The sequence below is a fragment of the Granulicella aggregans genome, from assembly GCF_025685565.1.
GTDB lineage: Bacteria > Acidobacteriota > Terriglobia > Terriglobales > Acidobacteriaceae > Edaphobacter > Edaphobacter aggregans_B.
In genome coordinates, this window is record NZ_JAGSYE010000002.1 from 1,166,246 (window position 1) to 1,188,335 (window position 22,090).

The following is a 22,090-nucleotide window of genomic DNA, read 5'->3' on the forward strand; positions in this document are numbered from 1 at the left end:
GTCATTTACCCGCGACAGCGTGAGCGATGATGTACTTCCAGAATGGGTTCGCGAAGATCAGGATCATAGAAACGACAAAGCAGTAGATTGCCAGGGATTCAATCATCGCCAACCCCACAAAGAGCGTTCTCGTGATGGTGGCCGAAGCGTCCGGCTGCTGCGCAAGAGAAGTCAGGGCCGTCGCGACTGACTTTCCTTCACCCAGCGCTGGGGCGAGACAGCCGATACCAATGGTCATACCGGCTGTAACAATCGATGCAATTGCAATTGCGGTTGTGCTGTCCATAAAACTCCTCGATAACTCTTTCTCAGGATGCTGCTTTCGGTGAAGGTACGGGGACGCTTTGCGGCTTTGGAACCAACGTGGCAGCCGCAATGTAAACGCCGGCGAGAATCGTGAAAATATAGGCCTGAACCATTCCCGTGAGCAGTCCCAACGCGGTCATGACGATGGGAAAAAGGAAAGGCGTGATCGTTAGCAGGATGCCGACGATCATGACGCCGCTCATCATGTTGCCGAATAGACGCACCGCTAAAGCCAGAGTGCGCGATAGCTCGCTGATGATATTGAACGGCAGCATGATGATGGTCGGCTGTGTATACGTCTTCAAATAGCCGCCGACTCCCTGTTCCCTTATGCCATAGAGCGGCACTGCGATGAAGACACAAAGCGCCAGCGCCGCAGTGGTTGAGAGAGACTCCGTCGGTGGTTTGTAACCGGGAATGATAATGCAGAGCGCGCACGTTGCTACGAAGAGGAACAGGGTTCCAAGGAAGGCCAGGTACCTTCGCGGCTCGGCCAGACCAACATCTTTGATCTGTGCTTCCAGCGTCGTGATGATGATCTCGAGCGCGCCCTGCCATCGAGAGATCTTTCCCTCCGTAACAAGTCGGCGCGTGAGGAGGGTCGCACCGAGCGCCATCACCAACATCATGGCCCATGTCGTCACGATGGTTTGGTTTAGTTTGAGAAATCCATGCTGCCAAAAGATCAACTGATCGGAGGTGAGATTCATTGCACCTCTCCAGAAGCTACGAGCGCTTGCGCTGGTGGCAAAAAAGTCACGCCTCTTGTAACGAGCAAGCGGGCAAGAATAAATCCGACGAGGCCGCCAGCCAGATTGCGCCAGTCACCGCCGCTCAGAAAGTAGAAACCGCCCAGGACCACCAGCGTTCGAAGAAGCATGCTGCCGAGAAAGATCACGGCCGGTTGCGCGGAAGCCACTCCTCTTCGCACCGTCCACCACAATCCGATGAAAAAGACTGCTCCTAGAGCAAGACCGCCCAGCGTGGCACCCCCAACCTTCAATACTTCACTCATGCTTATCCTCCTCGCTCATAACCGCGTCTTGTTGCGCAACCCAGTGCCAAGCGTTGAAGCAGCCAAGGATCAGGCCGACGAAGAGGAACGTAAGCGTCCAGGAGAACTTTTGCGGATGCCGCGCATCCAGCCAGACGCCGAGCACCGCCCCCAATACTGTCGGGACTGCGACGGACCAGCCGATGAGTCCGGTCATGCCCAGACCGAACCAGACACCCTGGTCTCCCGCGCGCAACGCGCGCTGCTTTCTCGCTGCATTCGCACCGATGCGGGCGGCAAAGGCATCTTCTTCGGGCTTATCGCTCATGCGAGAACCCCGCAAGCCTGCCAGCGAATGTGCTCTCCATCTTCATCAGAGCCTCGCGAACCTTCCTCTCTTGCTCATTGAGGGCCAGGAACTGCCGCTTGACCGCATCGTGTAGTTGACCCAGGTCGCTGCCTTGGACGGCGCGACGTACTGAGACCAATACCTTCGCGCCGGTCTTGACCAGTACACCTTTGTCGACCGCCAGATAGGCTGGCGCGCTATTGCTCTCCTGATAGGTCAGGATGCCCGGCGCAAGTGCTGCAACGCAGTCACGCCTGTGCGGAAGGATGCCGAAAGACCCCTTGCTCGTTTCGGCAACGATGCGTTCCACATCGTCCTTATCAAAGAAGACTCCAGAAGGCAGAAGAACCTTAAGCTGCATGAGCGGCCTCCGCAGATATACGTGGCGGCACGGAGGCAGGATTCGCCTTCGTCTCCTGTTTGGCCTTCGGCGCTGTCTTCTTCGCTTCGCCAATAGCCCCGATCATGTACAGCGCACTCTCTGGGACATCCTTGAACTCATCCCGCAAAATACGTTCACACCCGTCAAGTGCATCTTCAAGGCTCACCTGCTTCCCCTTCAGACCGCTAAACTGCTCGGTTGCGAAGAAGGGTTGAGTAAGGAATCGTTCGAGCCGGCGCGCTCTTCCGACCGTGAGCCGATCAGCCGGAGAGAGCTGATCCAGCCCCAGCATGGCCACAATGTCCTTCAGGGCCTCATACTCAGCAAGCGTCTTGCGAATCTGTTGGGCAACTCCGTAGTGCCGCTCGCCTGCGATGGCGGCGGTTGCCATCGCAGAGTTCGACTGAAGCAGATCGATCGCGGGATAGAGGCCTTCGCTCGCTCGTTTTCGTGAAAGCACAAGCGATGCCGATAGATGTCCGAAGACGTGCTCCGCCGCCGGATCGGTAAGGTCGTCCGCAGGCACATACACGGCTTGAATGGATGTGATCGCGCCTGCACGCGTGTTAGCGATGCGCTCTTCCAATCCAGACAACTCCGTACCCATGGTGGACTGATATCCCAGCCGCGATGGCATCTGTCCGAGCAAGCCCGAGACCTCCATGCCTGCTTGAATAAAACGGAAGATGTTGTCGACCAGAAAGAGCACGTCGCGGTGCTCGTCGTCTCTGAAGTATTCGGCCATGGTCAGGGCCGCCTGACCCACACGAAAACGGGCACCGGGCGGCTCATTCATCTGGCCGTAGACCATCACCGTGTCTTTTAGGACACCGGCATCCTTCATGCCGCTGTAGAGCTCTTCTCCTTCTCGACAGCGTTCCCCTATACCACAGAAGATACTCATGCCTTTCTGGTGTCCAATCATGTTGTGGATCATCTCTGTCAACAGCACCGTCTTACCGACGCCAGCGCCTCCGAAGAGACCCGCCTTGCCTCCGCGCTCAAGGGGCACCAACACATCGATCGCCTTGATTCCCGTCTGGAATATCTCAGACTTTGTTAGGCGGTCCGACATGGGCGGTGGTGCACGGTGCACAGTGCGCCAGTTCGTATCCACTGGCTCTGCCTGGCGGTCGATAGCGTGACCAAAGACATCGAACATGCGCGAGATGATTGTCTTGCCTACAGGTGCTCGCAAAGGTGTGCCCGTATCTCTGACTAGCATTCCACGAGCAAGCCCCTGGGTCACAGTGAGCGCAATCCCTCGCACGCGACGCTCATCAAGTTGCTCCATTACTTCAATCACTATGGATTCATTCGTGCCACAGCGCAGAATCGAGAACACAGAGGGCAATCGTCCAAGAAAAAGAACATCTACAACACTGCCCCTTATGGAAATAACGGAACCTGTGTGAGGAATTGCGTGTTCGTCTGACATCGCTCCTCCAAAGTGGCGCGTAAGGCAGCGCTCAGGCCAGCCACATGCCGCATCGAGACCGCTGATCCCAACCGTATCTCCAGTAACAGCAGAGAAGCTGTTCCCTTTTGCTCAACTGTAACTTTTGCGGCATTCTGACTCGCCAGAGTCTTGGCCTCCAGACACACCGTGACCGGATCTCATTGATGATCCCGACGGCGCGCCGTGTGCGGCTTTCAGTCCCTTAGTCTCTGAGCAACAGTGCTCAGCTCCGGCACAAACAACGGCAGATATTAAGTCTTAGCAACTAGGAGAACTATGGCTCACATAAAGATTTTGACCCTCTCGGCTCTCTGCGTCAGTTTGATCGCTCCTCTGACGGCAGCGCCCGCCCAGATTGCCATTGGCATTGGCGTGGAACCTGGATGCCCCTACGGATACTACGACTACTCTCCCTACGATTGCTCCCCATACGGCTACTATGGACCTGATTGGTTCAATGGCGGTTTATTCATTGGAGCAGGGCCGTGGTTCCATGGCCACCGGGGCTTCTACGGTCACGTCGATAATCGCTTCGATCCGCGGCACGGATATGCTGGCCCTATGCCTGGCCACGGGGATCGGCCTTTCAATCATTTCCAACCCAACGAAGCACGCGATGGACAAGGGCATGTCGGCGAGGCCGGCCATAGCGGCGCTGGCGAACATCGAGCTGGCTCTCAGGGACGCGGCGGTGGCAATCACGGCGGTGGCAATCATGGCGGCGGTCACGGCCATTAGCCATTTCGGCCCCCTTCCTCTACAGAAAGCAATGAGAAGAGAGGCTGGCATCGACTGAGTCGATGCCAGCCTCTCAATCCGGCTGCTCGTTAGCATACGGCCCAATCATTTCCCCGGTGGCGGGAGTAAATTCGCATCGGCCAAACGCTCTCGGTCTTTGTGGATGCGTTCAGCAAGGGCATCTTCCTCATAGACGAGTTTGATCCGCCGAGTTGCGTCGCCAAACCCCAGATGAGTTGGCTGTGCCTCGATTGCTTCTTGCTCAAATTGAGTTCTTGCGAGTTCGGAGCGATCTTTCTCAAGCTGAACTAGTAGTGGGTCTATCCTGCTTGCCATATCTATCCTCATTTCTCTCATGCATTGCCAACTTGCGAATCTGAACCACCTAACGGGCTGTCCGCGTAGAAACGTGTAGCTCAGCCCCAGCTCTGAACTTCTGTACCTCCGAAGATGCCACGCTTTACTTCCGGTCGTGCCATCAGGTACGGACTTACCAGCTCCGGCGCTGTTCCCTCGCTAAGTGTTTTGAGCTGCTCCTTAGTCAAAGTGAATTCAAGAGAGGCAATGTTGTCATGCAACTGCTCAAGCTTGCTGGCTCCAAGGATCAGTGACGTAACTCCTGGTTGAGCTGATGCCCAGGCAAGCGCCACCTTGGCCGTCGGAACGCCCGCGTCGTCACTCACCTTACGCAGTACATCGAGCACCCGCCAGTTCTTCTCCTTGAACTTCTGAAACGATGGCAGGTTCAGATCAAGTCTGCCTCCGTCCGAATGCACATTGCCGTCGCTGTCTCGACTATATTTTCCAGCCAAAAAACCGGCGGCAAGAGGACTCCAGGGGGTGATTCCCAGGCTAAATTCGCGTGCCATTGAGATGTACTCGTACTCGATGGCGCGCTCGGTAAGCGAGTACTCCATCTGCAAAGCGATGGGGCCAGGGACACCTTGAACGCGTGCCATGGCGGCCATCCCTGCGGCGTACCACGCGGGAACATCTGACAACCCGAAGTAGCGAATCTTGCCGGAGCGAACGAGGTCACCCATCGACTGCAGGACCTCCTCCATTGGAGTTACCTGGTCCCAGACGTGCATCCAGAAGAGATCAACGTAGTCCGTCTTGAGGCGACGCAGCGAGCCCTCAAGAGCGCGATGGAGATTCTTTCGGCCGTTGCCCCCCGCATTGGGATTGCCCGGCTCAGCATTGAAGGAGAATTTGGTGGCTAGAACCAGCTTGTCACGAAGGTTCCGGGCAGCGATGTACCCGCCCGTCAGTTCTTCGCTTCTGCCCTTGGCGTAGACATCGGCGGTGTCGATGAAGTTTCCACCAGCATCGACGTAAGCATTGAAGATTGCTTCGGAGACATCATCGGGCGATCCCCAACGCGGTGTACCAAACGTCATTGCGCCAAGGGCAAGAGGACTGACTACAAGACCGGAGCGTCCGAGAGTGCGAAAGTTTGTCAATGTCATAGTCATTCAGATGCGCTACGCCCCTGTGAAGGCTTCTACAAAGACCCTTTAGAGTTCCTGCCTTCCACTTGATTGTTGATCCCTACAGAGAGGGCGGCGGCATCGTCCACAGTCTCTGCATGACTCTTCTTGCTGGCCGCCTGCAGAAGTGCCGATAGGCTCTTGTCTTCGCTGTAAATGTCGGGGAGGAAGTACACAATGTTGTCTTCGCCCGCGAATGCCGTTGCATACACAATCAAGACTGGAATGGGGTTCACGAGGGATACCGTGGTTGTTTGCTCCCCATGCATTGCAGCTTCGACCTTCTCTTTGGACCAACCACCATTCCGCTGTAGAGCCCAAACAGCCAAGGCAGCAGGATCTTCCAGTCGAATGCATCCGTGACTGAAGTCACGACGGGTCTTTTCGAAGAGTTTCGGCAGCGGCGTGCCGTGAAGGTAGATGTCGTATCGATTCGGAAGGGAGAACTTGATCAGGCCAAGCGCATTGCGGTCGCCAGGCCGCTGCCGAATACGGAAGCCCTTTCCGGGGATACTCACTTTCTCGTAGTCATGCTTGGCCAGATAATTCGAATCGCGACGCATGGCTGGCTCCACCTCGCGGTGCTGGATGTCCTGAGGAATGTTCCAATAGAGCCGGAAGATGATGGAGGAGATCTGATTCTGAAAGACTGGCGTCTGGCGATGGTACGCTCCACCAACGATCACCTCCATCGCGAGCACAACCTTCAGGTTAGAGTCATAAGCGCGAAGTTTGAATTCGGGGATGTTGACAACGACTGGGGGTTCAGCGAACGCCTGCGAAATCCATCGCCAACGTTCCAACGTGAGCTGCAACTGAGCCACTCGGTCCCCGATCGACACAGACAATTGCCGGTAGGTTCGGCAGTGAGAACGCCATCAGGGTTCAGTCCATGCCGATGTTGGAACGATTTGACTGCGGTGGCAGTACTCTCGTCATAGATCAAAGATGATCCGATGATCTCGCTCTGCCTCAGGTCCCCATCCGGCACTAAGACAGCGCGTAGAGCAACTAATGCGGCATAGGAATCGCCGACGTTCACCGCCTTGCCGACCGGCTGCAGAATGATCTCAGGTTTGGATAGCATAGGTATGTAGTGCTGTAGCGCTAGCCTGGTCCGCTGATAGCCGGGCGACGGTGGCTCGAGCCAATCGAACTCTGACATAGGTGATTGGGACTGGGATACGTGCCATACAAACTTCTCAGGGTCGAATCCTTCGCAGTTTGCCAACAGATCGGCGTGCGCTTCGTGCGGATTGATCCGACCGCAATGCAAGTCCATCGTCAACCTTATGGTAGCCACGCTGACCGCAAGCTCGAAAGCAGCGGCTCGACGCAACGCCGTCGGCGAGTCGACATCTCCAGCTTCGATGGGAGCCACAAGCACGGTGTAGTCTCTAGCGTCAAGACCTCTCAGGGACACTGTCTTCAAGATCTCGAGCATTCCGCTTCCAGCAGGAGTGATCTTGCCCTAATGAACCCAGGCTGGCATGAAGCCACACGCTTCATAGAACTGCTCGGCGAGCACAGCACTTGGATGCGTAAGCAGAGGTGCCATTTCAGAGATCGACTGGCCGAGACGGCGATCAAGCGAAGCTGGCGACGAAATCGAGTCAGGTGAGTGCGGGCAGTAATCCTTCACGCTCTCTGCGCGCGAAGCTATGCAGCAAATGCAGCTGAACACTAATGCGAAAACAATGGATCTGATCGCCATTCGTTCCTTAGGGTCGGTGTAGACGCAACTTAGGCGCGCTGTAGGTTTCCTTCTGAGAGAACGACAGCACATAGGAGGTCTTAGCATTCAAGAAGTCTATCGCTGCGGGAACGAGGCTTGGCACCACGTCCCCGCAGCAACTATTCAACTGCCAATCTCTATGAGATTTGATACGCTGGAGACTCCAGGAGCGTCGTAGGCTGCATGCTCCGCGTCCTGAAGCTCGCTCCATGAGTGCACACGACCGCGTAGCGTGACTTTAGTCCCGTTTGTCTCAACCTTGATGCTGTTTGCGCTCAACTGAGCGTCGCGCTTGATAGCATCCTCGATCTTCACCTTTACGCCGACTGCGCTGACCTTCGGAGTAAGCTGGATCTCGTTGATGACAGCTTTGACTCCCCGAAGCGAACGGACAACACGCTCAGACTCAGCCTTCTGGAACTGCCACTCGACTGTTCCCGACAGTGTGAGCCAACCGTCTGCAACCTTCACCTTCACAGACTCGGGTACTTGAAGGTTCCACTCAAGATGGTCGCTCGCTGCGGCGGCGATTTGCTCGTCCGCACGTTCGTTTTCGAATGGGAGGTCGACCTTGATCTCGCTTGCGATTGCAGTGACGTTGCAGGCGCGAAGTGCCGCCTGCTCGGCAGCCCACTTCTGATAGAAGCTATCGACGTGGCCATCCAGCTCTACCACTCCGTTGTTGATCGACACGCCGATCTTGTCTGCATTCACACTTGGTTCCCAGCTCAGTTCCTGTTCGACATCATGCTTCAACGCTGCTGCTGTTTTCATGGTGGGTCTCCTGACCTTACAGAGAGGAGCATGACAGCGCCGAGACACTCTTGGTTGAGTCGTACTGCACAGAGAAAGGGACTCGACGATGAACAACTCGAATATAACTCTGTCAGCTAGAACTCTTCGGGCGAAGGGACACTACCGAGTCAAGCCGCTAGCGCGCCAAATGTCTAGAATTCGCGTCGATCGGGTGATTCGTCACCCGGACGTTCTCGATCAAACGGGACTTTCGAAGGCAGATGGCTCGGATCGCTTTCAGGGGGGATCCTTCTCGGTTGTTGTCCCTCGATCTCTCTAGGTGATCCCACATCTCCCTCCAGAAGCCATTTAGCGCTTCCATATCTTGCTCTGACATGGTCAGAAAGTTGAACCAACGCGTCCAGGAGCGCCTCGGGACGGCAGTGTTCATCGACCGCGACATCGTAAAGCTCGTCTTCGATATCCAGACCTGCATTATCAAAGATCATGATCCGCGCCACTGGCCAACGAGTTCTCACGCCTCGCGCCAGTGAGGCGAGAGTAGCTTTGCCAAAGCTCTGACTTAAGATTGCGACATTTACTTCGAGGTCCGGTGTCTGGGGAACCGGCTGATCTTCGTTCGAGACTGCCAGATAGCAATCGGCGGCAGCGAGAAATAGTGTTCTAGCGGCTAGTATGCCCGGATGTGGTTCGACGATTAACACCCCCGATGGAAGAGGCGCATAAGGTTTCGTTGACACCTGCTGAAGCTGCATAAGTTCTCCTTGCCCTAAGCGAACTATGAGGCGCTCCATCCCTGTTATTGCTCGTGTCTAATTCTTTCGATTCCGATCTTGCTCACCTCGAAGTCGAAATTGAGCAAACATCTTTACCTGAGGAGTCTGCTCGCCCATCCTTTCGTGCGCTGTGCTCAATTGCACACCCGGCAATCTCCCTATGACGCCCAGTGGGCACCGAATCGGACCTAGACAAGAGGCTCACGCACAATAAGCCAGGAACGTTCTATCCCCAGCAACCCCGACCAAGGATGTCACTCGCACCTATTCATCCGGATTCTTGCGATCGCTTAGGGCTTCAACGCCACTAGAAGTCTTGTCTCCCAGGACACCGTGCAATTCGTGAGCAATTGAACACAGAAGGCAACATCTCTAACTGCTAGCTTTGGGCATAGTGAAGTCCTGTTCCCGTCTCTCGGCGAATATCTACATAAACAGGACTTGTCGACATTCAAAATAACCGTTTTTGGCGATTTCGAATCCACGCCCAATCAGCGCTAATGGAGGTGTATCTTGGCAACGACCGCGGTAGAGCAACATCAGGCGACCAGACATTCGGCTGCTGCTCGCCTCGACCGCCTTCCGATCGGGTCGTTCCAGAAGCGCATCATGTGGCTCGTCGCGTATGTCTACTTCTTCGAATTAGGCGACCTCAACAACTTCGGCTTTGTCGCTCCTGAACTTCGCGTGCAATGGAAGCTTTCCATCGCAACCATCGGCCTCGTCACCTCCTCGGGATTCATTGGGATGTTCGTCGGCGCAATCAGCGGCGGCTGGATCTCCGACAAGATTGGGCGAAAGAAGGCGCTGCTTCTCACTACTGTCTGGTTCTCTATCTTTTCGCTGCTCAACGCCGGCGCCTGGAACCTCACCGGCCTGCTGGCAACCCGCTTCCTGACCGGCATTGGATTGTCGTCGATGACAGTCGTCGCGATCACCTACATTACCGAGATGTTTCCGTCGAAGAAACGTGGAGCCTACCAAGCGTGGGTCATGGTCATCGGACTTTTCGGCATTCCTTTGTCCGCGCTCGTTGCAGGGGAGTTGATCCCTCGCGCAAGTTACGGATGGAGATTCGTCTTCGCCTTTGGCGGCCTCGCCCTACTCATGCCTCTGTTCTCCGGACTCCTTGAAGAGTCGCCTCGTTGGTACGAGGCCCAGGGGCACAACGATAAAGCCGACGCAGTCCTCGACCGAATCGAAGCGCGCTCTAAGAAGGACTCTAGGGCGGAGCTCCCATCGCTCGGATCCGACCCTGCAGCTGCGGCAAAACCTGAGAAGTTCAGCGATCTCTTCTCTAAGACCTATCGCGCGCGTAGCCTCATGTTCATCGGTCTCTTCGTCTTCCAGACTCTGGGCTTGTTCGGCTTCATGGCCTGGGTTCCCACGCTGCTCGCAACACGGGGATTTCCTGTCTCCAAGTCGCTGCTGTTTACCTGCCTCATGTACTTCGGAGCTCCCGTCGGAGCTCTGATCGCCGTGGCCGTCTCCGATCGCTGGGAACGTAAGTATCTCATCGCGATCTTCGCGGTCGTCATCGGCACCTTCGGCGTGGGATATGGCCTGAGCACAGGGATAGTCCCCATCGTCGTCCTTGGCTTCTGCGTCGCCATGTTCATCCAGACGTTTGCCCCAATCCTCTATGCCTACTTGCCGGAGTGCTACCCCACTGCGATTCGCAACTCAGGCTCTGGCATCGCCTATGGTGCCGGGCGTCTCGCCAACGGATTCGGCCCCATGCTGATTGCCCTCCTCTTTACCCACTACGGATACAAGAGCGTCTTCGTCTACATCGCCGCAATGTGGGTGCTCGTCGCCATCATTGTCACCATCTTCGGACCCAAGACCAAGGATCTATCCCTCGCGTAGATGCAACACCCCAGCCACCGCTTCATCAACCTATCTTTGGAGAAAACGTTCATGGACGATCTATCGGGCTTCGACGTCTTAGTTGTCGGCGGCGGCAACGCCGGACTCGCCGCCGCGTTGAGCGCACGAGAAGGCGGCGCAAAGGTCCTTCTGCTCGAAAGCGCTCCGCAATGGTTCCGTGCTGGAAACAGCCGCCACACCAGAGACCTCCGGTGTATGCACGACGCGCCCACCAAAGTCATGTCCGGCGCTTACACGGAAGATGAGTTCTACAAAGATGTTCTGAGTGTCACGCAGGGCAAGACGAACGAGCATCTCGCTCGCATGACGATCCGTGCTTCCACCGAATGCACCGAATGGATGGGTTCCTACGGGGTCCGTTTCCAGAAGGCCCTTGGCGGAACCCTCCAGCTCGGCCGCACAAACGCCTTCTTTCTCGGCGGCGGCAAGGCAATGATGAACGCCTACTACGACGCCGCCTACCGCGTCGGCGTTCGCGTCGTCTACAACGCCGAAGTCGTCGCCCTGAGAGTAGTCGATGGAGAGTTCCAAAGCTTGACCGCCCTTATCGACGGCAAGTCAACTACCGTCGTCGCCACGGCCGTAGTCGTATCTTCCGGCGGCTTCGAATCGAATCTCGAATGGCTCAAAGAAGCCTGGGGACCGATGGCGGACAACTTCCTCATTCGCGGCACTCCCTATAACAAAGGTAAAGTCCTCAAGTGTCTTCTCGACCTCGGCATGGAATCGATCAGCGATGCCAGGGAAGGCCATATGGTCGCAATCGACGGCCGCTCGCCCAAGTTCGATGGCGGGATCGTGACCCGTCTCGACTGCGTCTCGCTCGGCATCGTCGTCAACAATAAGGGCGAGCGCTTCTACGACGAAGGTGAAGACTTTTGGCCGAAGCGCTATGCCATCTGGGGGCGTCTCGTCGCCGAGCAACCCGACCAGGTCGGCTACTGCTTCATCGACTCGAAGGCAATGGGGAAATTCATGCCTACTCTCTTCCCACCCTTCAAAGCAGAGACCATCGGCGAACTGGCTCAGGCCCTCAAGCTCCCGGCCGAACAGGTGGTGGAAACCATCAAAGCCTACAACGACGCAGTTCAGCCCGGCACTTTCGACCACGAAACCCTTGACGACTGTAAGACGACGGGTCTGAAACCAGCAAAGACTCACTGGGCTCTCAAGATCGATCAACCTCCCTTCTACGCATACCCATTACGTCCTGGCATCACGTTCACCTATCTAGGGCTGATGGTCAACGACCGCGCCACGGTCTTGATGAAGGGTGGCACGCGCTCAAAGAACATCTTCGCCGCCGGTGAAATCATGGCGGGAAACGTTCTCGGCATGGGCTATGCGGCGGGCATCGGCGTCACCATCGGAACCGTATTTGGACGGATCGCCGGCCGCGAGGCAGCCATGCAAGCTCTGAATCCCCAAGCCGCTTCACTCGCAACTCCCGAGGTAGCCATCCATGCTGTCCGCTGAGCTTCTCGAAGAGGGCCAACACCTGATGGCGGTATGCAACTCCTGCCGCTATTGCGAAGGCTTCTGTGCCGTCTGGCAGTCCATGGAGACGCGCACCGTCTTCGAGGAAAAGGATCTCAACTATCTCTCCAACCTCTGCCATAACTGCAGTGAGTGCTACTACTCATGCCAGTATTCGCCACCGCACGAGTTCGCCATCAACCCTCCCAAGACCTTCGCGAAGCTGCGTGTCTACACCTACGAGCTTTATGCCTGGCCTGGACCGATGGCAAAGGCATTCCATAGGAATGGCCTCAAGGTAACGCTCCTCACCGTGCTGATCCTCGTTGCCGTGATGACCTCCGCCAGCTTCCTCCTTGGCGGCCAGCTATTCATGACCGTCCACGACGGCAACTTCTACAAGATCGTTCCTCACTCGGTCATGTCGATCGCCTTTGCCGTCGTGGGCTCTTTCTCCGCGCTAGCTCTGCTCATCGGCTTCCTCAGGTTCTGGCGCAACGTCGGCGAGTCCTACTCAACCCTCGCCAGTCCCGGTGCGCTCGCCACAACGGCGAAGGACATCTTCACTCTCGTTAACCTTGACAACGGCGGCGATGGCTGTAGCTACCCGCAGGAGAACAGCTCAGAGTCCTTGAAATGGTTTCATCACGCAACCTTCTATGGCTTCCTGTCCTGCTTGATCGCAACCACCCTCGGGGCCTTCGACTACTTCGCCCTCGGTCAGCATGGGCCACCAGCTTTCACCAGCCTGCCGGTGATCTTCGGCACAGTTGGGGGAGTCGGACTCATCGTTGGCCCAATTGGGCTTTGGATCATGATGCAACGCCGTAACGAAGAGATCGTCGACAAGAGTCAGAACGGCATGGACCTCTCCTTCATCGTTCTTCTCGTAGCCATCAGCATCACCGGCCTACTCTTGCTGGTCCTGCGTCAAAGTGCCGCTATGGGCAGCCTGGTGCTGATCCACCTATCTTTCGTCATGACACTCTTCCTCACCATGCCGTATGGTCGCTTTGTCCATGGGATCTATCGCTCTGGAGCCCTGCTGAAGTGGTCGCTCGAGCGGTCGCGCCAAGCGAAGTCAAAAGCATCTGCTTAATAGATTCACCCGCACACGTTACACCCATGACAAAGAGCGAAATCCAGTCCACTGGATTTCGCTCTTCGCTTTGCACCTACCATCGTTCCGCGCACAGTTCTTGACTAGGCGTGTGCCAGGCGCCCCACGAAGGACTCGTTCAGGACTGCTACAAGATGCTTGATGCCGTTCAATTCCAGATGCGCGACAGCGTCCACAATCGCCGCACACTGCAGTTCGCTTGCATGTTGCGATGCGATGCCGTTGAACTTCGCAACCACCGTCTCCCATGACATGCGCCGGGTGTAGAACCCTTCGTAGTCATGCTTCTCCATGGCGAGCTTCTTACCACTATTGAGCTCAATCTCCAGTCGGCACGGCATCTCCGCTGGGAACCTTGCGCTCATGCCCCTGTCTGAAACCACCGTCACCTTCTGCATCAGCTCCTGAACGTCCTGCTTCAGAATTCGCTGCGCGTCGTACTGTGCCGGCGTGACGGCACCATCAAGAAGAGCGACTGCAATCATATAGGGCAGGCTGTGATCGGCCTCTTCCTTCGTCTTCACATGCTGCTTGTTCCCATCGTTACCGCCGCCAATAATGTTGAAAGCTACATCGAAGATCGCAAGTCTAATGCTCTTGATATCCGTTGGCTTCAACTTCTCACGCGTCCGAAGATCCAGCGTTGCCTCCATCGCTGTCTGCGCATGAAACTCCGCGTTGTACTTCTTGATGTTAGTCTTCAACACCATCTCCAGATCTTCTTTAGACCAATCGATCTCGAACTTTCCCGTGATTGCATCCATCAACCCGCCCTTGCCCTCAAACACCTCCATCGGCCCAGTGATCCCGCGCATTGCGAGAAACGCCGCATCCGTCGCTCCGTACGCCATATTCGGATAGGCAAGCCCCTTCCAGTTCGACAGGTTTCCGGAACGAGTGACCCGCAATCCTTCATACGAAGCTCCGCTGATCGCCACCGCGTTCGCCACGCCAGCCGCATCAAGCCCAAGCGCCTTCGCCACTCCCGACGCAACCGCGTAAGCGCCTTGTACCGTATGGTCGAAGCCCTTCGGACGCGCCGGAGCTACCTCGGAGAGACGACACTGTACCTGGTACGCCACAGCAAGCGCGCTAATAAAATCCTTGCCAGTTTTTTCCGAATACTCGGTTGCCGCAAGGACGGACATTACGTTATCAGCCGGATGGCAGGTTTCATGCTTCGCAATGAACGAGTCCATAAAGTCCAGGTACCGCTCAAGTGTCGAGTTATAGAACGCAGCTAGTACAGGCGACGTTTTACCCCCGCCAATGAGACTTGTAAGCGGATTGCCGCCGAAGTCTTCAAGATGCGCATGAAGGGCCTTCAGCGGAGTCGCCTCCATGGCTCCAATCGCACAACCAATCGCATCGAGCGTGTGGATCTTCAGCTGTTGAACCGCTTCTGCAGAGATGTCTTCGTAGCGTGCTTTGACGACAAAGGCGGCAAGCTGTTGCGCCATCGTCTCTGGTACTTGCTGAGTGTTTGCTGCTAGCATGGAAAACTCCCCGGTAGCTCTGGTTGTGAAGCATCGATAGGCACTGGCTCGAAAAGCCAGCGTGAAGATCTCCTGCACAGCGGCATCTTAGAACTCAACGCGCGCTCTGAAACCCGCGACAAAAGCCCGCTGCGGGCCCCCGCCTACGTTGGCGAAGTATTGAAAGGTAGGCTGCAGCAGAATCATCGGCCGCAGATTGAACAGCATGTTGCCTTCAATACCCTGCTCCGCCTTGTACGGCGTTGCTCCATACGGCAGAAAAAGCGGGTTCAACTTGTTCCGTACATAGCCCACGGCAAGAGTGTTGTGAATTGGCAGCGTGAGCGGTTCGTTAAAGCGCAGGCCAGTCGTCAACTCACGGTTGTCGCTGTTCACATTGGTCGGACTCCAATCGTAGGCAGCCGTGACATCCAGTCCCTTCCCTTCCGTCGGATCACGTCGCCAAACCGCCTGGTTAGCCATCCAGTACATCAGGTAGTTGCCGGACCGAAGCGTTCCGGTCGACGTCGTGAACCTTCCCGGATTGAAGGAGGCTCCAAACTTGTACATCCCGGAGTACCCCCTCCGAGTCGACACATCATCCGCGGGCCGCATGGCCAGCGTCTTCTTTCCGGGCGTGTATCCAATCTCTGACACACTGATCGGTGCACCCCGAAACTGAGGGACGAAACCCGTCGTGTTGTGGAAGAACGCAAGCCGGTCACCGTCGAGCACCATCGACGCTACATAGACGTTATGCATCGGCGCAGCTGTAAGTTCCAATGCCGATGTCGAACCTGGACTGCCCGTCTCGAAGGTCGTGCTCAAATTGCTCAACGCATATCCCATCGGTTCGAAGATGAACGATGTTCCATAATGTTGATCGCCATAAAAGTCCTGCCCGGCAAACTGGCCAATGCGCATCGCGACGCGATCATGCCGCCACTGCTTCTCCATCCACCACGAGTCCAGCCGGAAGAGGTTGAAGCTCGACATACCGCTTGGGCTCGTTTCTGTTCCAAGGTAAGTTCCAAGGTTGCCGCCGCCCTGCCACAGAGCCGTAGCATGGAAGGAGAATCCAGGCTGATGAATCAGCGCTCCAAGGTCGATGTCAACCGTCCCGCGCCCCCTATTCCAGCTTGCGAGACGATCGCTCTTGTCGCTCTTCACGTTCCAGAGCGAGTCGCTGATGTATTCAAAATCGAAGTCGACTCCTCGCTCCTTCAGGGTCCTCCGTGCTCCACCCCAATCACCCGTCAGACGACCGCTGAGGCCCAGCGGCGAATCGTGTGCGTCCGGGCCGCTAAGCGTTCTGCCGTCCGGTGCCTGCGCTGAGAGGAAAGGTGAAAACACGATACAGCCACATCCCAGCAGGACGAAGCATCGGAACATTCGACTGTACATAGACAACCCCTCATCGGCCTGGCAAGGCTGACGCCATGAACAGAATTGCACCGACAGGTAGCAAGGTCTGCGCCCTTGTGCTCACGGAAATACTGTCTATCTTCGAAGACGAGCAATCTGTAAGGCCGCAATGCTTCCATCCTCGCGAACCGAGATCCCCTTTCGCGGTCGCTTGCCTTTAGAGCTCCTTGTTCTCCCTGCCCCTCGGTATGTATCGAAGAGCACAGCAGAAATGACTCGCTTGAGAATAAGGTGGTTTTCTAAGGAAGCCCAGTTAGGAGCGTTCGAGGCTGTTAGCGCAGGAAGATCAATCATAAATAGCGCCACAAAGGAGACTGCATGTTGATTAAAGCGAAACATCTGAAGGGTTATCGACTCAATAGCACCGACGGGACTATAGGGTCTGCGCGCGAATTTTACTTTGACGACCAGTATTGGTCGATTCGCTACCTTGTAGCGAGAACCGCTGGCTGGCTCAGCGGTAGGCAGGTTCTGCTTTCGCCATATTCTGTGATTGGAATCGACCCTATCGATGAAACAGTCTCGCTCAGTCTCACGAAACAGCAGATAGAGAATAGTCCTTCCATTGATGACGATGAACCGGTTTCGCGTCAGTTTGAAGAGTCCTACTACAACTATTATGGTTATCCGCCTTATTGGGGTGGGCCTTATATATGGGGATCCTACCCGTATCTTGAGCGCGATAGTGCCAAGTGGAGCGGCTGGGATATGAGTCAGGCCCCGTGGAACCGGCATCTTCGCAGCACGCAAGAAGTCACGGGCTATCATATCCTCGCATCGGACGGCGAAATCGGTCATGTCGAAGATTTCGTCATCGATGAAGAGACATGGGCAATCCGTTATCTGGTTGTCGCGACGACAGACTTCTGGCCTGGTAAGAAAATCCTGGTTTCGCCGCAATGGGTTGAGAGCATAAATTGGGAGACGCGTGAAGTGGTCATCGACCTATCACGCGAAAGGATCAAGAACGCACCCGCGTATGTCGACGACGCTGTCATCACACGCGACTACGAGAGCGGTCTCTACGGTTACTACGATCGCGACGGCTACTGGGTTCCCGATCTCGTACGCGCCTAGCCCCCGCAACGGACCGAGCCCGCTGATGCGGCAGAATAAGATCTGATCCGATCGAAGCGGCGGGTTCGGTAAACGAAGTCCAAGGGAGACAAGGGTTCCATGAAAGCCGCCGTATTGGAAACGCGAACGACAGCCGCGGGGGCTCATCTTCGGGTCATGGAAGTAGCGCGACCCGAACTGAGTCCGGGCCACCTATTGTTACGCGTGCTCGCATGTGGAGTATGCCGAACGGATCTGCACATGGCCGAGGGAGACCTGCCAGCGCTTCGCCAGGATCTCATCCCGGGTCATCAGATTGTAGGCGAGATCGTTGAGGGTGCGAGTGAAACGTTACCGGAGGCCATTCGATTTGCCACCTGGAACAGGTAGTCCCTTGATGCGTTTGGATGCTTCCACGGCGTTACCGGTTTCTGCAAACCGTCGCCGCTTGTACGAATGTTGTCCACCGTCGCATACGTTTACAGCCGGAAACGCAAAAACTCAAGTAATTGAAAGCAAAAACGTTATCAATCGTGAACTTTGGGTGCTTTGCAGTTCCCTATTGGGGATGACGTGTCAGCTCATACCCGCTGCAAAGCAGCGCAGGCCTTTTACCCAACGTGGAGCCCAGCCACTGTCTATCCACTAAACTAAATTTGTGCTCCTTACAATTTCCACGACTCATCAGCCGGCAACAGATCTCGGCTATCTGCTCCACAAGAACCCAGCACGTCTCCAGACGGAAGAACTTTCGTTTGGAAAAGCCTACGTGTTCTACCCCGACGCTTCTTCTGACATCTGCACGGCGGCGCTGCTTATCGAGATCGATCCGGTAGCGCTCGTACGGGGGCGGGGACCAGCCGGTGAAGGTGGCCAGCTGGAACAGTACGTTAATGATCGCCCTTACGCTGCGAACTCATTCCTCAGCGTCGCACTGGGGCGTATTTTCAGCACAGCAATGAGCGGACGGAGTAAGGATCGACAGGAGCTTGCAGAGACAGCGATTCCATTGATTGCCCACCTTCCCGTCATCGCTGCTCGTGGCGGTGAGGATTTGGTCAAGCGTCTGTTCGAGCCGCTCGGATACTCCGTCGAAATGCAGGGATCGCAGCTCGACGACGAGTTTCCTGAATGGGGCGCATCCCCCTACGTCACCCTCACTCTTGCAGGTACCGTTCGGCTGCAAGATCTGCTCACACACCTCTATGTTCTGATCCCGGTCCTGGACAACGAAAAGCACTACTGGGTAGCCAATGACGAGATCGAAAAGTTACTGAAGCGCGGCGAAGGATGGCTTGGTACCCATCCAGAGAAGGACCTCATTGTCTCTCGATACCTTAAGCGTCAGCGGAGTCTTACGCGAGAAGCGCTGAGCCGTTTGCTGGCGGAGGAAGCGCCGAGTGACGAGGCAGATCAGACGCCTTCCGTCGAGCCAGCGGTTACGGAACGCGCACCTTCGCTGCATGACCAACGCCTGCAAACCGTGTTGTCGGTCATACGAGATACAGGTGCAAAGCGTGTGGTCGATCTCGGTTGTGGTGAGGGCAAGCTACTCAAGTTGTTCCTGTCTGAGAAGCAGTTTGAGACCATCCTCGGAATGGATGTGTCATGGCGTTCATTGGAGATAGCGAAGGAACGCTTGCGATTGGACGAGCTGCCGGAACGGCAGCGTAACCGAATAGAACTGGTCCAAGGATCGCTGACCTACCGCGACCAGCGGCTGAACGGGTTTGAAGCAGCCGCCATTGTGGAAGTCATAGAGCATTTGGATGCGTCGCGCCTGGCGACTTTAGAGCGCATCGTCTTCGAATTTGCTCGACCGACGTACGTCGTTTTGACCACTCCGAACGCAGAGTACAACACGATCTTTGAGACGCTTCCGGCAGGCGAATTCCGTCATGGCGACCATCGTTTCGAGTGGAAACGAACTGAGTTTGAAGGCTGGGCAAGTGGAGTAGCAGAGCGGTTCGGCTATGGAATTCGATTCGAGCCGGTAGGGCCGGTCGATGTAGAAAAAGGTGCCCCAACACAGATGGCAGTCTTTACTCAGAAGGAGGTGGCGGTATGAAGATCAGCATTCCAGAATTGTCGCTTGTCCTCCTGGTTGGGCCTTCGGGCTCTGGCAAGTCTTCGTTCGCGCGTAAGCACTTCCTGCCCACCGAAGTTGTCTCCTCCGACTTCTGCCGCGCGCTCGTTTCCGATAATGAAAACGACCAGTCTGCGACCGGAGATGCTTTCGACCTGCTGCACGAGATCGTCCGCAAGCGCCTCGCTCGTGGCCGGCTGACCGTAGTCGATGCGACCAACGTCCAGCCAGAGGCACGGAAGTCTCTGATCGCTCTGGCGAAAGAGTTTCATCTCTTTGCCGAGGCGATTCTCTTCGATCTCTCGGAGCGCGTGTGCCAGGACCGCAACGTGCTTCGCCCGGATCGCCAGTTCGGGCCGCACGTCATTCGCAACCAGTCACAGCAACTCCGCCGCTCCCTGCGAGGGCTGGCGCACGAAGGCATCCGGCACGTATTCAAGCTCTCAAGTCCCGAGGAAGTGGATGCCGTAACCATCGAACGGCACCCACTCTGGAATAACAAAAAGACCGAGCACGGCCCGTTCGACATCATCGGGGACGTTCATGGGTGCTTCGATGAGCTTGTCGAACTGATGGCGCAGCTCGGCTACACGGTGAATCAATCCGATGGCATGTATTCGATTTCGTCCTCAGGCGAACGCAAGCTGGTCTTTGTGGGCGACCTTGTTGATCGCGGCCCAGGGACTGTTCAGGTACTTCGTCTCGTTTCAAGCATGGTGCAATCTGGACAAGCATTCTGCGTTCCAGGCAATCACGACATGAAGCTCGTCAGAGCATTGCGAGGCCGAGATGTGAAGCGTACGCATGGTCTCGCGGAGACGATGGAACAACTCGGAAACGAGTCGAATGAGTTCCGTGTCGAAGTCGCCAAGTTTCTCGATGGCCTTGTCAGCCACTATGTCTTCGATGATGGAAAGCTGGTCGTTGCCCACGCTGGCCTCAAGGAGTCCATGCACGGTCGCGGATCAGGAGCGGTGCGAGAGTTCGCCCTCTTTGGCGAGACAACGGGAGAGACGGACGAATTTGGTCTGCCGGTTCGCTACAACTGGGCGGCAGACTATCGCGGTAAGGCACTGGTGGTCTACGGACACACTCCCGTACCCGAACCGCTCTTCCTCAACAACACGGTCAACATTGATACCGGCTGTGTCTTCGGTGGCGAACTCACAGCGCTGCGCTATCCCGAGCGCGAGATCGTATCGGTCAAAGCGCATCAGACATACTACGAGCCTGCCCGTCCCTTCCTGCCCGAAACGACCGAGAGTCAGCGGCCCTTGCAGCACGCACAGGATGATGTGCTCGATCTTGCCGATGTAGTCGGTAAACGTCTTATCGACACACGGCTGAAGCCGAAGATCACGATTCGGGAAGAGAATGCGATTGCGGCGCTTGAAGTCATGAGCCGGTTCGCAAGTGACCCCAAGTGGCTCATCTATCTTCCGCCGACGATGTCACCCACCGAGACAAGTAAGCACGAGAACCTGCTGGAACATCCGGACGAGGCATTCGCCTTCTACCGCAAGGAAGGGATCGCCACCGTTGTTTGCGAACAGAAACACATGGGATCTCGCGCTGTCGTTGTCCTCTGCAAAGACGAGACCGTATCTCAGAACCGCTTCGGCGTTGTCCAAGCGTCACTCGGAACGGTGTACACCCGCACCGGTCGCCGCTTCTTCACCGATGAAGCCTTGGAGCATCAGTTTCTCGCCCGCTTGCAATCAGCAGTCGAGAGGTCCGGGCTATGGGAAGAACTCGCGACGGATTGGCTCTGTCTGGACTGCGAGCTGATGCCCTGGTCTGCGAAGGCGCAGGAGTTGCTCCAGAAGCAGTATGCGCCTGTCGGCAATGCCGGCGTCCATGCGTTGCGAGCTGAGAGTGAACTCATCACGAAGGCACTACTGTGTGTTCCGGGCCTGGAATCGCTATCTGAACAAACCTCTAAACGACTCAGCGCTGTCGAGCATTACACCACGGCCTATCGGCAATACTGCTGGCCGGTCGGTTCACTGGCCGATCTAAAACTTGCACCATTCCACATCCTGGCAAGTGAAGGAACAGTTCATACAGACAAGCCGCACACTTGGCACATGGAGACGATTGCCAAGCTCTGCGGAGCAGATACGGAGATCTTGTTCCCTACTCCATTCAAGATCGTTGATCTTCAAGATGAAGCGAGCACTGCGGATGCAGTCGCTTGGTGGACGCAGATGACGGCTCAAGGCCGAGAAGGCATGGTCGTTAAACCGCTCAACTTCATCGCTGAAGGCCGACGCGGGATCACCCAGCCAGCCATAAAATGCCGGGGTGCCGAATACCTTCGCATCATCTACGGCCCAGAGTATCTCCTGCCGGAGAACCTTGAACGCCTTCGTTCAAGGAACGTGGGAGCCAAGCGATCCCTCGCCAGCCGGGAGTTTGCACTTGGCATCGAGGCGCTTGAGCGGTTCGTTCGCAAAGAGCCCCTGCGCCTCACTCATGAGTGCGTCTTCGGAGTTCTAGCACTGGAAAGTGAACCAATTGACCCGAGACTCTAAGATTTGCACTCTTTGAAAGAGATGCTTTTACCTTCCGCCTTAA

Annotated in this window: 22 protein-coding genes; 8 read left to right on the forward strand and 14 right to left on the reverse strand. The window is 56.1% G+C overall.

The window, feature by feature from the left end; all coding sequences use genetic code 11:
• Nucleotide 1: 1 nt before the first annotated feature.
• Genes OHL18_RS14310 through atpD form a run of 6 tightly spaced genes read right to left on the reverse strand, consistent with a single transcriptional unit; the run spans nt 2 to nt 3,469 of the window.
• Entirely contained in the window at nt 2-286 is a 285-nt protein-coding gene (locus OHL18_RS14310; RefSeq protein ID WP_263375524.1) for a F0F1 ATP synthase subunit C, read from the reverse strand.
• A gap of 22 nt (nt 287-308) precedes the next feature.
• The gene (locus tag OHL18_RS14315; RefSeq protein WP_263375525.1) at nt 309-1,016 is read right to left on the reverse strand and encodes a F0F1 ATP synthase subunit A; all 708 of its coding nucleotides are present in this window, start codon (nt 1,014-1,016) and stop codon (nt 309-311) included.
• Nucleotides 1,013-1,321 carry an N-ATPase subunit AtpR gene (locus OHL18_RS14320; protein ID WP_263375526.1) on the reverse strand — a complete coding sequence of 103 codons (309 nt, stop codon included), beginning with the start codon at nt 1,319-1,321 and terminating at the stop codon, nt 1,013-1,015. The genes OHL18_RS14315 and OHL18_RS14320 overlap by 4 nt, the downstream gene beginning before the upstream one ends.
• A complete protein-coding gene (locus OHL18_RS14325) occupies nt 1,314-1,628 on the reverse strand; it encodes an AtpZ/AtpI family protein (RefSeq protein WP_263375527.1) in 315 nt (104 codons plus the stop codon). Before OHL18_RS14325 ends, OHL18_RS14320 begins: the two co-directional genes overlap by 8 nt.
• Complete coding sequence (locus tag OHL18_RS14330) at nt 1,618-2,010, reverse strand: F0F1 ATP synthase subunit epsilon (protein WP_263375528.1); 393 nt, start codon at nt 2,008-2,010, stop codon at nt 1,618-1,620. The genes OHL18_RS14325 and OHL18_RS14330 overlap by 11 nt, the downstream gene beginning before the upstream one ends.
• Nucleotides 2,000-3,469 (reverse strand): F0F1 ATP synthase subunit beta, encoded by a 1,470-nt coding sequence (atpD, locus tag OHL18_RS14335; RefSeq protein ID WP_263375529.1) that lies wholly within the window; start codon nt 3,467-3,469, stop codon nt 2,000-2,002. Before atpD ends, OHL18_RS14330 begins: the two co-directional genes overlap by 11 nt.
• A gap of 460 nt (nt 3,470-3,929) precedes the next feature.
• Here atpD and OHL18_RS14340 point away from each other — a divergent pair, with 460 nt between their 5' ends.
• Nucleotides 3,930-4,286: a hypothetical protein gene (locus OHL18_RS14340; protein ID WP_263375530.1), complete on the forward strand. Its 357-nt coding sequence runs from the start codon at nt 3,930-3,932 to the stop codon at nt 4,284-4,286.
• 47 nt (nt 4,287-4,333) lie between these two features.
• On the opposite strand, the gene OHL18_RS14345 is transcribed toward OHL18_RS14340, so the two are convergent.
• The 6 genes from OHL18_RS14345 to OHL18_RS14365 all read right to left on the reverse strand — a co-directional run bounded on the left by OHL18_RS14345 (nt 4,334) and on the right by OHL18_RS14365 (nt 8,964).
• A complete protein-coding gene (locus OHL18_RS14345) occupies nt 4,334-4,564 on the reverse strand; it encodes a hypothetical protein (RefSeq protein ID WP_263375531.1) in 231 nt (76 codons plus the stop codon).
• An 80-nt stretch (nt 4,565-4,644) separates the two neighbouring features.
• Complete coding sequence (locus tag OHL18_RS14350) at nt 4,645-5,697, reverse strand: aldo/keto reductase (RefSeq protein ID WP_263375532.1); 1,053 nt, start codon at nt 5,695-5,697, stop codon at nt 4,645-4,647.
• Nucleotides 5,698-5,732: 35 nt separating this feature from the next.
• Nucleotides 5,733-6,542 (reverse strand): L,D-transpeptidase family protein, encoded by an 810-nt coding sequence (locus OHL18_RS14355; RefSeq protein WP_263375533.1) that lies wholly within the window; start codon nt 6,540-6,542, stop codon nt 5,733-5,735.
• Nucleotides 6,425-7,183: a L,D-transpeptidase scaffold domain-containing protein gene (locus OHL18_RS23335; protein WP_396274632.1), complete on the reverse strand. Its 759-nt coding sequence runs from the start codon at nt 7,181-7,183 to the stop codon at nt 6,425-6,427. The genes OHL18_RS14355 and OHL18_RS23335 overlap by 118 nt, the downstream gene beginning before the upstream one ends.
• Before the next feature lie 393 nt (nt 7,184-7,576).
• Complete coding sequence (locus OHL18_RS14360; RefSeq protein WP_263375534.1) at nt 7,577-8,227, reverse strand: BON domain-containing protein; 651 nt, start codon at nt 8,225-8,227, stop codon at nt 7,577-7,579.
• 173 nt (nt 8,228-8,400) lie between these two features.
• The gene (locus OHL18_RS14365) at nt 8,401-8,964 is read right to left on the reverse strand and encodes a hypothetical protein (RefSeq protein WP_263375535.1); all 564 of its coding nucleotides are present in this window, start codon (nt 8,962-8,964) and stop codon (nt 8,401-8,403) included.
• A 534-nt stretch (nt 8,965-9,498) separates the two neighbouring features.
• On the opposite strand from OHL18_RS14365, the gene OHL18_RS14370 reads away from it, so the two are divergent.
• Genes OHL18_RS14370 through tcuB form a run of 3 tightly spaced genes read left to right on the forward strand, consistent with a single transcriptional unit; the run spans nt 9,499 to nt 13,450 of the window.
• Complete coding sequence (locus tag OHL18_RS14370) at nt 9,499-10,854, forward strand: MFS transporter (protein WP_263375536.1); 1,356 nt, start codon at nt 9,499-9,501, stop codon at nt 10,852-10,854.
• Nucleotides 10,855-10,905: 51 nt separating this feature from the next.
• The gene (gene tcuA, locus OHL18_RS14375; RefSeq protein WP_263375537.1) at nt 10,906-12,351 is read left to right on the forward strand and encodes an FAD-dependent tricarballylate dehydrogenase TcuA; all 1,446 of its coding nucleotides are present in this window, start codon (nt 10,906-10,908) and stop codon (nt 12,349-12,351) included.
• On the forward strand, nt 12,338-13,450 hold the full coding sequence (gene tcuB / locus OHL18_RS14380; protein WP_263375538.1) for a tricarballylate utilization 4Fe-4S protein TcuB: 1,113 nt from the start codon (nt 12,338-12,340) through the stop codon (nt 13,448-13,450). The genes tcuA and tcuB overlap by 14 nt, the downstream gene beginning before the upstream one ends.
• Nucleotides 13,451-13,554: 104 nt before the next feature.
• Here the strand turns inward: tcuB and OHL18_RS14385 are convergent, their stop codons facing one another.
• Nucleotides 13,555-14,967 (reverse strand): MmgE/PrpD family protein, encoded by a 1,413-nt coding sequence (locus OHL18_RS14385; protein ID WP_263375539.1) that lies wholly within the window; start codon nt 14,965-14,967, stop codon nt 13,555-13,557.
• An 87-nt stretch (nt 14,968-15,054) separates the two neighbouring features.
• Entirely contained in the window at nt 15,055-16,299 is a 1,245-nt protein-coding gene (locus OHL18_RS14390) for a carbohydrate porin (RefSeq protein WP_263375540.1), read from the reverse strand.
• Nucleotides 16,300-16,689: 390 nt separating this feature from the next.
• Here OHL18_RS14390 and OHL18_RS14395 point away from each other — a divergent pair, with 390 nt between their 5' ends.
• The 4 genes from OHL18_RS14395 (at nt 16,690) to OHL18_RS14410 (ending at nt 22,047) form a co-directional block, all read left to right on the forward strand.
• A complete protein-coding gene (locus OHL18_RS14395) occupies nt 16,690-17,448 on the forward strand; it encodes a PRC-barrel domain-containing protein (protein WP_263375541.1) in 759 nt (252 codons plus the stop codon).
• A 156-nt stretch (nt 17,449-17,604) separates the two neighbouring features.
• Nucleotides 17,605-17,817, forward strand: coding sequence for an alcohol dehydrogenase catalytic domain-containing protein (locus OHL18_RS14400; protein ID WP_263375764.1), 213 nt, complete (start codon nt 17,605-17,607; stop codon nt 17,815-17,817).
• Between the two features lie 268 nt (nt 17,818-18,085).
• Nucleotides 18,086-19,495 (forward strand): 3' terminal RNA ribose 2'-O-methyltransferase Hen1, encoded by a 1,410-nt coding sequence (locus tag OHL18_RS14405; protein WP_263375542.1) that lies wholly within the window; start codon nt 18,086-18,088, stop codon nt 19,493-19,495.
• Nucleotides 19,492-22,047, forward strand: a complete 2,556-nt coding sequence (locus OHL18_RS14410) for a polynucleotide kinase-phosphatase (RefSeq protein WP_263375543.1) — start codon at nt 19,492-19,494, stop codon at nt 22,045-22,047. The genes OHL18_RS14405 and OHL18_RS14410 overlap by 4 nt, the downstream gene beginning before the upstream one ends.
• Nucleotides 22,048-22,090 lie beyond the last annotated feature (43 nt).